This is a genomic window from Exiguobacterium sp. MMG028 (assembly GCF_027947425.1).
GTDB lineage: Bacteria > Bacillota > Bacilli > Exiguobacteriales > Exiguobacteriaceae > Exiguobacterium > Exiguobacterium aestuarii_A.
Genome location: NZ_JAQJIN010000002.1, coordinates 167,630 through 178,967, shown reverse-complemented (window position 1 = coordinate 178,967; position 11,338 = coordinate 167,630). Strand labels below are relative to the sequence as shown.

Annotated in this window: 13 protein-coding genes; 6 read left to right on the top strand and 7 right to left on the bottom strand. The window is 48.1% G+C overall.

Annotated features, from left to right (window positions below; all coding sequences use genetic code 11):
* Entirely contained in the window at positions 1-933 is a 933-nt protein-coding gene (locus PJK55_RS08175; RefSeq protein WP_271305403.1) for an ABC transporter ATP-binding protein, read from the bottom strand.
* Positions 934-1,077: 144 nt separating this feature from the next.
* Here PJK55_RS08175 and PJK55_RS08170 point away from each other — a divergent pair, with 144 nt between their 5' ends.
* A complete protein-coding gene (locus PJK55_RS08170; RefSeq protein ID WP_271305402.1) occupies positions 1,078-1,473 on the top strand; it encodes a hypothetical protein in 396 nt (131 codons plus the stop codon).
* 313 nt (positions 1,474-1,786) lie between these two features.
* On the opposite strand, the gene PJK55_RS08165 is transcribed toward PJK55_RS08170, so the two are convergent.
* The 6 genes from PJK55_RS08165 to PJK55_RS08140 all read right to left on the bottom strand — a co-directional run bounded on the left by PJK55_RS08165 (position 1,787) and on the right by PJK55_RS08140 (position 7,056).
* The gene (locus PJK55_RS08165) at positions 1,787-3,133 is read right to left on the bottom strand and encodes a hypothetical protein (RefSeq protein WP_271305401.1); all 1,347 of its coding nucleotides are present in this window, start codon (positions 3,131-3,133) and stop codon (positions 1,787-1,789) included.
* 36 nt (positions 3,134-3,169) lie between these two features.
* Positions 3,170-3,928: an ABC transporter permease gene (locus PJK55_RS08160; protein WP_271305400.1), complete on the bottom strand. Its 759-nt coding sequence runs from the start codon at positions 3,926-3,928 to the stop codon at positions 3,170-3,172.
* A complete protein-coding gene (locus PJK55_RS08155; protein WP_271305399.1) occupies positions 3,928-4,776 on the bottom strand; it encodes an ABC transporter ATP-binding protein in 849 nt (282 codons plus the stop codon). The genes PJK55_RS08160 and PJK55_RS08155 overlap by 1 nt, the downstream gene beginning before the upstream one ends.
* Positions 4,773-4,979 (bottom strand): PLD nuclease N-terminal domain-containing protein, encoded by a 207-nt coding sequence (locus PJK55_RS08150; protein WP_078147432.1) that lies wholly within the window; start codon positions 4,977-4,979, stop codon positions 4,773-4,775. Before PJK55_RS08150 ends, PJK55_RS08155 begins: the two co-directional genes overlap by 4 nt.
* Positions 4,980-5,091: 112 nt before the next feature.
* Positions 5,092-5,505: a universal stress protein gene (locus PJK55_RS08145; RefSeq protein WP_214693889.1), complete on the bottom strand. Its 414-nt coding sequence runs from the start codon at positions 5,503-5,505 to the stop codon at positions 5,092-5,094.
* 69 nt (positions 5,506-5,574) lie between these two features.
* Entirely contained in the window at positions 5,575-7,056 is a 1,482-nt protein-coding gene (locus tag PJK55_RS08140; RefSeq protein WP_442899499.1) for a SulP family inorganic anion transporter, read from the bottom strand.
* 224 nt (positions 7,057-7,280) lie between these two features.
* Here PJK55_RS08140 and PJK55_RS08135 point away from each other — a divergent pair, with 224 nt between their 5' ends.
* Genes PJK55_RS08135 through PJK55_RS08115 form a run of 5 tightly spaced genes read left to right on the top strand, consistent with a single transcriptional unit; the run spans position 7,281 to position 11,337 of the window.
* Positions 7,281-7,598 (top strand): ArsR/SmtB family transcription factor, encoded by a 318-nt coding sequence (locus PJK55_RS08135; protein WP_271305398.1) that lies wholly within the window; start codon positions 7,281-7,283, stop codon positions 7,596-7,598.
* A gap of 13 nt (positions 7,599-7,611) precedes the next feature.
* Positions 7,612-7,971, top strand: a complete 360-nt coding sequence (gene arsD, locus PJK55_RS08130; protein WP_271305397.1) for an arsenite efflux transporter metallochaperone ArsD — start codon at positions 7,612-7,614, stop codon at positions 7,969-7,971.
* A gap of 13 nt (positions 7,972-7,984) precedes the next feature.
* Positions 7,985-9,742, top strand: a complete 1,758-nt coding sequence (gene arsA / locus PJK55_RS08125) for an arsenical pump-driving ATPase (protein ID WP_442899498.1) — start codon at positions 7,985-7,987, stop codon at positions 9,740-9,742.
* Entirely contained in the window at positions 9,739-10,017 is a 279-nt protein-coding gene (locus tag PJK55_RS08120) for a Fe-S cluster assembly protein HesB (protein ID WP_214693883.1), read from the top strand. The genes arsA and PJK55_RS08120 overlap by 4 nt, the downstream gene beginning before the upstream one ends.
* 33 nt (positions 10,018-10,050) lie before the next feature.
* Complete coding sequence (locus PJK55_RS08115) at positions 10,051-11,337, top strand: arsenic transporter (protein ID WP_271305395.1); 1,287 nt, start codon at positions 10,051-10,053, stop codon at positions 11,335-11,337.
* The last annotated feature ends 1 nt before the right edge of the window (position 11,338 follow it).

The window sequence follows — 11,338 nt, the reverse complement described above, 5'->3', positions numbered from 1 at the left end:
CTATTCCCGGAGCGTCTTCCCGGTCAATGCCAAAAAGACGGTATTGAGGGAAGGACGGTCGACCGTGATGGACGTGAAGTGAACATGTTCCTGATGAAGCGTATCCAGGAGCGGAGCGAGCGGCGTATCTTTATCGAGCGACACTTCGATATACGGTTCCTCATATTGCACTTTTTGGACGTGGTCGAGTGCATCGAGCCGTTCGAGCAGGTGCGGGGTAAGCGCATCAACTTTGATGCGGGCTGTCTCGAGCGTCATGACGCGGTCTTTCAGCTCATCTTGTGTCCCTTCAGCGATGATTTTTCCTTCGTCGACGATGGCGATACGGTCGCAGAGCAGCTCGACCTCTTCCATGTAGTGTGACGTATAGATGATGGTGGCCCCGCGACGGTTCAGTTCACGGATATTCTCTAAGATCGTGTTCCGTGATTGCGGGTCGATGGCGACGGTCGGCTCATCCATAAAGATGAGTTCTGGTTCATGGACGATTCCGCATGCGATGTTGAGGCGGCGGAGAAGACCGCCGGACAGTTCTGGTGGGCGTTTCTTTTGATGGGCATCGAGTTCGACGAACGCAATCGCGGCCTCGGTCTTTTGTCGCGCTTCCTTTGGACTGAATCCGTATAATTCAGCGAAGAATTGAATGTTTTCATACACGGTCAGTTGGTCATAGACGGAGACGTGCTGCGGGACGATCCCGACACGGCGCTTGATGGACAGTTCGTCTTTTGGCATCGATTGTCCGAAGATGTGAATGGATCCGGAATCCGCCTCGTATAGATTCAACATGACAGAAATGGCGGTCGTCTTACCGGCACCGTTCGGACCGAGAAGACCGAACAGCTCGCCTTCTTCGACGTTCAGACTAAGGTCGTTCAAGGCGACGGTATCTCCAAACCGTTTCGTGACATGATCGAGCGAGATGATCGACATAGATGTACTCCTTTCTCATGTGAAAGACTCATCATTCTACACAAAGGTGTTCGTGGATTGTCACGAATATACCTGTCAGAATCGACTAAAATGTGCAATAATCTAATTATTCAGATAATTATTGTGTTGAAATGAGGGATTGGGATGAAAGGGTGGCAATTCAATAAACATGAGGGGGCGTTATTCCCGGACGAAATCGTACTGTCTGCATTTTGTACAGTCGAACCGAAACGGATGGATTCGACGTTACCATTTTACTATGACGAGTCGATTTTTCGATTCACCAATAAAGAGGAAACATTCTACTTTAAAATTTCCCCGAGTTATCACGAGTTTGAAATCAATGTGAAAGACCGAAACGGGGAACTTCTTTACTACCAATTGCTTCGGACCGTCAGCAAGGTCGAAATTTTAGAAGACCGACGTGACCATGCGGAGCTGTTGATCGTCCTCGCGGAAGACCGAAAGCGGACCGTGACGTCAATCGAATTGACCGTCCGACCGCGTTTTCGTGTGCTTGTGAAAGAGCATGAGGTATGACACCTATCTATTCATTACTGAGATACTTTGTTAGTCAAAAGTGATCGAGATTGTTTGTGATGACATCAAAAAGATGAGCTCGCATTTTTTGCAAACTCATCTTTTTAAATACTTCTAAGGAGAAATCCTACAGTTTTTATATTTCTTAAATTTCTCTTTAGTGGTATCACTATGGAAACATGGTTTCTGGTCGTTATCTATCGATGAACGGAACGATTTTTATATCATAAAAACTATACGATCTTCGAACACTTCGTGATACAGTGTAAAATCAAAATCGGACAAATTAAGTTAAACATAAAAGTTTTTATAATCAATACCCGAGAAAAGTAATCAATTCTTCTTTAAAAACAGAATCTTCAGAGTTAATTACTTCGGAAAGTGTCAATAGATTTTGGTGAAGTGGTGTTGAAATGTTATCTGACTCTCGAAGAAGTTCTTTTATAACTCTGTCTAAAGTATCTAAATCTTGAACCTCAAACACACTATGATTATAGACTTCATGATTATTTGATGAAAGCTCAATATAATCTAGATTTAACTTAGTAACGCCTACAAACTCTGGTTTACCGCCTTTTGTAGCCCATCTAAAGAAACCTAACATTTTAGTATCTCCTATTTCATGTGCAGCAAGTCTAATTGATGTTTTAGCACTTTCTTCCCAAAGTTCACGTTGCATAGCCGATTCAATTGTCTTTTTAAAATCATATGTATTCAAATCACATTTTATCAAATCACTCCAATCACATGATCCGCTCCCCGTAGGAACAACCATCCCTTGACTTGATTGAGCTTTTCTATTTTGTTTCCAAAGAACTAAGAACATGTCTTTCGTGATTCCAATTGTAGAAACACCAATTTCGTTATTCATCATCGACAAAGAAATCGGTTTTAAAAAAGTTTGGTTCTGAGCAACTTCTATAGGAAACTGATCAACGAGATTAAAAATAGTTGAGTCGTTATCATTTGACATGAATTTTCTTCCAGATATTATATTCGTTAAAAAAGTATCATAATAGTAACCCTTGTGAACAGCTACATGTAGTTTATTGGTTTGTTTACTCGTGAGTTCATTCGTTTTCTTTACTGAAAAGTCATTTGATAAGCAGAGTTTTGATTCGTTAAAAAATTTTTTTCCTTGAAATTGAGCTTCTCGATATTGTTTTTGCAAAAATGGAATTAAATGATGTTTCTCTGTATTCAAGTACTTTTTTAGGTTGGTCTCCATTATTTTATTTCGAACACCAGTTATTTCTTTAGATTGTAATAATCGGTTCAGATTATGCGATCTTGTAACGTAATCTTTTTTAGTAGGGGTATTGTCGATAGTGTACATTTCAAAGCCGTTTTGCTTCTCTAAAACACTAACTTGTAACTCTGTCATATCTATTTTTAATTCGCTGATGTCCCCATATGATATTTTGTTATATTTTGAAATTTTATCGATTATTAAGTAAGTATCGTATATAAATTTGCATAAAGTGCCAATGAGAACACTCACTACTGCCCAATTTAATGATAGGACGTTCGTTGTATCGTTTAAGAATTTGAGAAAAACCTTTAGAGAAAGTAAAAAAAGAGCAAAATCAATCAGTAATGTAATGGATTCTTCTTTATTTAATTTGAAATAGTACTTGTAAAAACTAATTCTATTATTCACCAAAAAAACTCCTTTATTAATATATTAGAAAATCAATTAAAGTATTTTACTCATGAACCGAAGACGTTTCGACGCCACATAAAGCGAGAGGATGACGACGAGCATTCCGGTCATGAGCGGCCACATGAGATCTACTTCTGTCAGGAGCACTTCACTCGATAACGGACCGAGCATCCAAGGCATCCATTCGAGGTCGACCCAACCGATGAGGAGCGACATGACGAAATGGAGACCGAGCGTCAACACGACCGCGACGACACCACTTTCCAACATCGCGGCGATGAGGAAGAAAATCGATAACTGAACAACAAAATGACAGATGAGGAGTGTGGTCGATATGAGAAAGTCGAGCCAATCGAATGCGTCGAATAAAATGACCGTATAATAGGCGGCTGCCGCTTGTGCGAGCAAGATGCCACCGACGGTCAGTAGGGCGTAATGTCCCCATTTGCTGACGACGATGCGTGACGTCGGGATTTGTAACGACTTGAGCCAGGCCAGGGTCCCGTTCGTCCGTTCATGGCTGAACGTATGCATCGCCGACAAGAGGACGACGAGGAGCCCGATTTGGCGAAGCTGTTCGCTGACAGAAATCAATACTTCTTCCGGTGTCGGTGTCGGGATCTCGATGACGGCACCGTCCGGTAAGTTCCCGCCGGAAGCGAGAATATCTGGTAAGAAATAAAGCGTGAGCGGCTGCATGGAGGCGAGGAGCATGAGAGCGATCGGAATCCAGATTAGTCGCTTGTTCGCCCACGACTCCCGCCATTCTTGTTTGAAAATTGCCGTGCGCATCAGGCGTTCACCTCCAAGAACAAGGACTCGAGTGACGGATGCCCGACGTGTAACGATTGGACGGTGACGTTCAGTTCAAGGATCCGGTTCAAGATTGCACGTTCAGCGATATCCCGGTCCGTCGACTCGAACGTCCACGTCGAGCCATTTTTCGTCACACGACGCACACCGTTCAACGCTTCCCAATCTGTCCCGCTCGTCGGGTCGTCGAAGAGACGCAACTCGATCGTTGATTTTGATCCGAGCAAGTCCGTCACCGTGCCTTCCATCAGTAGTTTACCTTGTCGAAGCAAGAGCACCCAGTCGCTCGCTTCTTCAGCATCCGGGAGGACGTGTGTCGAATAGAGAATCATTCGCTCTCGTTTCAAGTCGCTCAACAAGTCGAGCACTTCCCGTCGACCGCGTGGATCTAAAGCTGAGACCGGCTCGTCGAGTAACAGTAATTCAGGGTCATGGACGAGTGCCTGGGCGATGCCTAGACGCTGACGCATCCCACCCGATAAGTTCGAGGCTGGACGGTCGACCGGCTCAAGACCGACGCGTTTTAATAGTTGGATAGGATCAACGTGTTTCGTTCCCGTCAATTCAGCAGCGTAGCGAATTGTCTCGACTGGCGTGAGGGATGGATAGAGAGCGGGGCGTTGTGGCAAATAGCCAACCCGAATCTGGTCATGTCCGCTCATGTCTCCACTCGTCGGGTCTGTGACTCGGGCGAGCAAGTTCAACAAAGTTGTCTTACCGGCACCGTTTTCCCCGAGTAACGAGGTACATCCTGGGCGCAGTTCAAAGCTGACATCATCGAGTGCCGTGAAGGAGCCGAATCGTTTGGTTAACTGTGTGACGTTCATCGCGGCGTCCGTCCCCATAAGAAGTAGATGATTGGGCCGAGAATGTTGATGAAAACGATGACGAGGAGCCATACCCATTTCGGGCCGTTCGTCATGTCCCGTTTGAACAAGTCGATCAACGCGACGACGAGTAAGATCAGTTGCAGGATGAGTACAGGTAACAGGATGAGAAAAAGTGTATTCGGGTCGTTTGCGATGTCCATAGCGAGAACCTCCTTCAGTAATTGGACTGTCCTTACACATTCTACACGAACAGTGCGTCCCCTGTATGAGACACAAAAAATCCCCATCTCACGAAGAGACGGGGAAGACGAATCATTTGACGATGATGACAGGAGCGAGTGCACGTTTGGCGAGTTTATGACTGACGCTACCGAGCACGAACTCTTGGAACGTGTTCAATCCACGCGATCCGACGACGACATATTCGTACGGCTCGTGGTTCGCATATTTGACGAGCTCAACGTCCGGTTCACCACGAAGTTCGATGTACTCGTAAGGGATGCCTTCTGCTTCCGTCAAATCGAATAACGGTTTGAGCATCTGCTTCCGTTTTGTTTCCAAGTCGATTTTACCCGTCGAGTTGAGGGCGGCCTCTTTTGATTCTTTCGCACTGATGACATGGACGATGTCAATCGACGCATTGGACGCCTTTGCGAGTTGAATCGCCTTTTCAAGCGCACGTTTCGAGTGGGCAGAACCATCTGCCGCTAAAAATACCTTTCCCATGAAAACTCCTCCTCTTTCGCACGTTCTACATTTAGTATAGGTGATTTGGTGAAGCGGGGGAATGCCGAATCAATGTCCTGCGTTCGCGTCTTGTTGCTTCAAGTGAAGCGCGAGCGTGTTGAGCAGTTTTTCAGAGTCTTTATTCAAATTGAGAAGTTCAGGTTCAATTCCGACTTCACGGTATTTGAAGACGACCTTATCGATGGCGCTGATGGCCGAGTCATCCCAAAGATGCGTATTCGCAAAATCGATGGTGACCTGTTTGACACCTGCATCCACGTCTTCTGTCACATCAAACTGGTTGACGAATTCAGACGTCGAGGCGAAGAACAATTGTCCGTTCACGATATATCGAGCCTGGTCGGCCTCGATATTGCGGTCGAGCTCGACTTTTGAGATTTTCGCGGCGAAGAGAATCGCTGCTGTCAAAATACCAGCAAACACACCGAGTGATAAGTCGTGGGTAATGACCGTGACGAGTACGGTGACGAGCATGACGACTGTGTCTGACTTTTGAGCGGTCCGCATTGCTTTGAGCGAGCCCCAGTCAAATGTCGCATACGACACGAAGAACATGACACCAACGAGCGCGCCGACAGGGATGAGCATCAAGATGTCGCTCATGGTCATAATCATGATGAATAACGCGAGTCCGGCCGTGAATGTCGAAAGACGTCCACGTGCACCAGAGGAGACGTTGATGACCGATTGCCCGATCATCGCACATCCTGGCATCCCACCGAAGAACCCGGCGATGATGTTTGAAATCCCTTGGCCGCGAGATTCACGGTTCTTGTTTGAGTCCGTGCCTGTCATGTCATCAACGATTTGTGCCGTCAAGAGCGACTCAATCAATCCGACGAATGCGAGGGAAATCGAGTAAGGAAGAATGATCAACAACGTCTCAAACGTCAACGGGACGTTCGGGAATAAAAATTCCGGGAGTGTTGCTGAGATTGTTCCCATGTCTCCGATATTTTTCGTATCGAGACCGAGTGTGATGGCTAAAATCGTCATGACGACGATGGCGACGAGCGGGGCAGGGATCATTTTCGTGACTCGCGGGAACAAAAAGATGATGGCGAGTGACGCCGCAACGATTGCCCAAATGATCCAGCTCTCGCCTTCAAAGTTTGATAACTGTGCCTGGAAAATCAAAATCGCAAGCGCGTTAACGAATCCGACCATGACGGCACGTGGGATGAACTTCATTAAACGGGCGATGCCGAGATAACCGAGGACGATTTGAATGATCCCCGTTAAAATACCGGCAGCCAGCAAATACTGAAGGCCGTGGTCGGCAACGAGTGAGACGACGACGAGTGCCATCGCACCGGTCGCAGCTGAAATCATCGCAGGTCGACCGCCGGCGATTGAAATGACCATGGCGATGATGAACGAAGCATAAAGCCCGACCATCGGGTTGACGCCAGCAATGAGGGAGAACGCGATGGCCTCAGGGATGAGGGCAAGCGCGACGACAATTCCTGCAAGAAGGTCTGCTCGGACGTTACCGAGCCAATCTTGTTTGATTGTATTCATTTTTTCCAAGAAGAACACACCTCTCTTTTATTTTGACTTTGACCTTCGAGTCTCACGAAGATCAAACGCCGCATTATATGAAAGGAAATGTTCTGACGTCACATGTTTTCACAACGTGTTTCATCATAACGGATTTTTTTCGAAAAGACAATTGAATACAGGTAAAAAATATGGTAACTTCATAACGGATACGTTATATAACAATTTTGTTATACAAAAGGAGTGTCATGAAGATGTACACCGCAGAAGAATTAAGTAAAGTGCTCAAAGTGCTCGGGGACCCGACCCGCTTGACGATGTTGAAACAGATGGAAGCCGGTGAACAGTGCGCCTGTAGTTTCGTCGATTGTTTCGATATTTCGCAACCGGCAATCAGTCGCCATTTGAAGATGTTGCGTCAGGCAGGGCTCTTGCTCGAGCGCCGAGACAAACAATGGATTCACTATCGATTGAATGAGACGAGTCCGTTTTATGGGACGGTCATCGATTTGCTCGACAAGATTGAGATGGTCGATGTGAGTTGTGACTGTGACAGTGAATGTGCGATTTAAGGAGGAGTTAACGATGAAACTTGAAGTGTTTGAACCAGCCATGTGTTGTCCGACGGGATTGTGTGGACCGTCCATCGACCCGGAACTGACACGGGTGGCGACTATCCATTACGTGTTACAACAACGCGGCTTTGATGTGTCGCGCTATAATCTCGCATCGGAACCGAACCGATTCGTCGAGAATGCCATCGTCCAAGCCGAAATCATGAACGGGCTCGACGTGCTCCCGATGACGCTCGTCGACGGAGAAATTGTGAAACGAGGCGCTTATTTGTCGAATGAAGAGATGGCGGAGTTGACGGGGTTACCAATCGCCGCATTCGCCAAACAAGATGGAGAAAAACCAAAAGTTCGAATCTCACTCAAAAAATAAGGAGATGCTCACAGTGAAGCCATTTGACTTTCATGCGATTGAACCGACCCGCTATGTGTTTTTGACCGGAAAAGGTGGCGTCGGGAAGACGTCGACGGCATCGAGTCTCGCTTTGACGCTCGCTAATCGTGGAAAACAGATCTTACTCGTCTCGACCGATCCGGCAAGTAATTTACAAGACGTGTTTGAGATGGAGCTCGATGAGACACCACGTCTCGTCACAGGGACGATGCTCGAAATCGCTAACTTTGACCCGGAACAGGCGGCCAAACAGTATATGGAACGCATGGTTGGTCCGTATCGGGGCGTTTTACCGGACGTTGCCATCCAATCGATGGAAGAACAGTTGTCTGGCGCCTGTACGGTTGAGATTGCGGCGTTCGATCAGTTCACGGAGCTGTTGACGTCCAAGGCAGCACGGGAACGATACGACCATGTCATCTTTGATACGGCACCGACCGGGCATACGTTGCGACTACTGACGTTACCGAGCGCATGGGATGAATTTTTAGAGACGAATACGACAGGTGCATCTTGTCTCGGACCACTGGCTGGTCTTGCGGATAAGCAAGTGCAGTACAAACGAGCCGTCGAGACGCTCATCGATGACAACGAGACGACGTTATTGCTCGTCGCTCGTCCTGAGAAGTCGACACTCGTCGAAGCAGCGCGAGCCGTGACAGAACTTCGCGCCATCGGCATTGAGCGAATGCAGCTCATCATCAACGGTGTCGTCGAGCCAAGTGAAGGAACAGACCGTTACACGAAACGGTTCATTGAACGCCAACAACAAGCACTCGATGATCTCCCGCATGGAATCGTCGACCTCGAGACGTTTACGCTCCCGTATGCGTACGAGAATCTCGTCGGGGTTTCGGCGCTCCAGCGTTTTGTGGGCGGGGAGTCGGTCGTGATCTCGGATGCATGCTATGACACGAGTCGTTACGGATCGATCGATCAACTCGTTGACGAAATGGAGGCGGACGGTCCGAGCGTGATCATGACGATGGGGAAAGGTGGCGTCGGGAAGACGACACTCGCCTCGCTTCTTGCTGTCGCGCTTCACGAACGAGGGCATGCTGTCCATTTGACGACAACAGACCCGGCCGCTCATGTCGCACTCACAATTGGCGCAGACGTTTCAGATACGTTCACCGTCGATGCCATTGACCCGAAAGCCGAGATTGAGAAGTATCGGACGGATGTGTTCCGGGAAGCAGGGGACATGAACGAAGAGCAGCGCATGATGCTCGAAGAGGACTTGCGCTCACCGTGTACAGAAGAGATTGCTGTCTTCCGTGCCTTTGCCGATCAAGTGGCGAAAGCGAAAGACCGCTTTGTCGTCATCGATACAGCTCCAACGGGACATACGCTTCTGTTATTAGATGCGACGGAGAGCTATCATCGGGAACTCGAACGGTCGACCGGCGTCGTTCCGGAAGCGGTCCAAGAGTTGTTACCGAAACTGCGTGACCCAAAACAAACGCACGTCATCATCACGACACTGCCTGAGGCGACGCCAGTATATGAAGCGGAGCGTCTCACAGTAGACTTGCAACGGGCAGCGATTCAACCGTTCGCTTGGGTCGTCAATCAATCGTTTACGCCACTCGATGTGACGAGTAAGCTCTTGACATCGAAAGTCGCGAGCGAGGCGATTTGGCTAGAGCGCGTGAACAACTATCCGCGTCCGACGATTCTCGCATGGCAAGAACAACTGCCAGTCGGATACTCGGCGTTATCTCAATTAGGAAAGGAGAAAATACAATGAACATCACGAACGAAGCAATCGACTTTTTACAAACCGCGTTAGAAGAGGAAGAAACGAAATCTGTCCGCATCATCACAGAGGCGGGTTGCTGTGGACCAACGCTCGGTCTAGCCGTGGCGACACCAGAAGAGACAGACGAGGTGAAGCAGTTCGACACGCTCACGTTTGCTGTTGCAAAGGAAGCTGAAGCGTTGGCGGAAAATGTTACGCTCGACGTCGAATCGACAGAAGATGGCATCACGCTCGTGTTGCACGGTTTACAACCATCTTGCTAAAAGAATAAATAGAGATTATTGGAGGAACTCATTGTGCAGTGGATTGCTAGTTTAATTTTTCTCGTGACGCTCTTTCTCATCATCAAGCAACCGAAAGGCCTCGGCATCGGTTACTCGGCGATGGGGATGGCCGTCATCGCCCTCCTTTCAGGCGTTGTCAACCTCGATGACGTCGGAACGGTATGGGACATCATCTGGAACGCGACATTCACGTTCATCGCCGTGATTTTGATCTCACTCATTTTAGATGAGATTGGATTTTTTGAATGGGCCGCTTTACATATGGCAGGAATCGCTAAAGGCGGTGGGGTGAAGCTGTTCGTCTATATCACCTTACTTGGCGCGCTCGTCGCAGCATTGTTCGCAAACGACGGGGCCGCACTCATTTTGACACCAATCGTCTTGGCGATGGTACGAGCACTCAAACTGCCGGACGCGGTCGTATTGGCATATGTCATGGCATCCGGCTTCATCGCCGACACGGCAAGTCTCCCGTTCATCGTCTCGAACTTGGTCAATATCGTTTCGGCTGACTTCTTTGGTATCGGGTTTGCCGAGTATGCGGCGCGGATGGTATTAGTCAACGTGTTCGCAGTCGCGGGTAGTCTGCTCGTCTTGTATCTCTATTTCAAAAAAGACATCCCGAAACAATATGACGCGTCTCAGTTGGCTGAACCGGCGTCGGTCATCAAAGACCATACGATGTTCCGCTTATCGTGGGTCGTACTCGCTTTGCTAGTCATCGGTTACTTCACGAGTGACTTACTCGGGATCCCGGTCTCACTTGTTGCCGGTGTCATCTCCTTGTCCTTCCTCGTGATGGCGAATCGATCATCTGCGGTAGAGACGACTCAAGTCGTGAAAGGCGCGCCGTGGGCCATCGTCTTTTTCTCGCTCGGGATGTATATCGTCGTTTACGGTTTACAAAACGCGGGACTGACACAAGTACTCGCCAACTTCATTGATTGGTTTGCAGTGAATGCATTCAGTGCGACGTTCGGGATGGGCTTCTTGGCTGCCATCTTGTCATCGGTCATGAACAACATGCCGACCGTCATGATTGACGCGCTCGCCATCGACTTGACGCATACGACCGGTCAGATTCGGGAAGCGTTAATCTATGCGAACGTCATCGGGTCCGACCTTGGACCGAAGATCACCCCGATCGGATCACTTGCGACGCTTCTTTGGCTCCATGTGCTCCGTACGAAAGGCCTTAAGATCGGATGGGGTGAGTATTTCAAAGTCGGGATCATCTTGACGATTCCGACACTGGCCATCACGTTGCTCGGCCTCTATATCAGCTTATTACTTTATTAAG

What these genes read in the sequence shown, in the direction of transcription:
- PJK55_RS08175 (WP_271305403.1), bottom strand. Translation starts at nt 933, where the DNA reads ATGTCGATCATCTCGCTCGATCATGTCACGAAACGGTTTGGAGATACC.
- PJK55_RS08170 (WP_271305402.1), top strand. Translation starts at nt 1,078, where the DNA reads ATGAAAGGGTGGCAATTCAATAAACATGAGGGGGCGTTATTCCCGGAC.
- PJK55_RS08160 (WP_271305400.1), bottom strand. Translation starts at nt 3,928, where the DNA reads ATGCGCACGGCAATTTTCAAACAAGAATGGCGGGAGTCGTGGGCGAAC.
- PJK55_RS08155 (WP_271305399.1), bottom strand. Translation starts at nt 4,776, where the DNA reads ATGAACGTCACACAGTTAACCAAACGATTCGGCTCCTTCACGGCACTC.
- PJK55_RS08150 (WP_078147432.1), bottom strand. Translation starts at nt 4,979, where the DNA reads ATGGACATCGCAAACGACCCGAATACACTTTTTCTCATCCTGTTACCT.
- PJK55_RS08145 (WP_214693889.1), bottom strand. Translation starts at nt 5,505, where the DNA reads ATGGGAAAGGTATTTTTAGCGGCAGATGGTTCTGCCCACTCGAAACGT.
- PJK55_RS08135 (WP_271305398.1), top strand. Translation starts at nt 7,281, where the DNA reads ATGTACACCGCAGAAGAATTAAGTAAAGTGCTCAAAGTGCTCGGGGAC.
- arsD (WP_271305397.1), top strand. Translation starts at nt 7,612, where the DNA reads ATGAAACTTGAAGTGTTTGAACCAGCCATGTGTTGTCCGACGGGATTG.
- PJK55_RS08120 (WP_214693883.1), top strand. Translation starts at nt 9,739, where the DNA reads ATGAACATCACGAACGAAGCAATCGACTTTTTACAAACCGCGTTAGAA.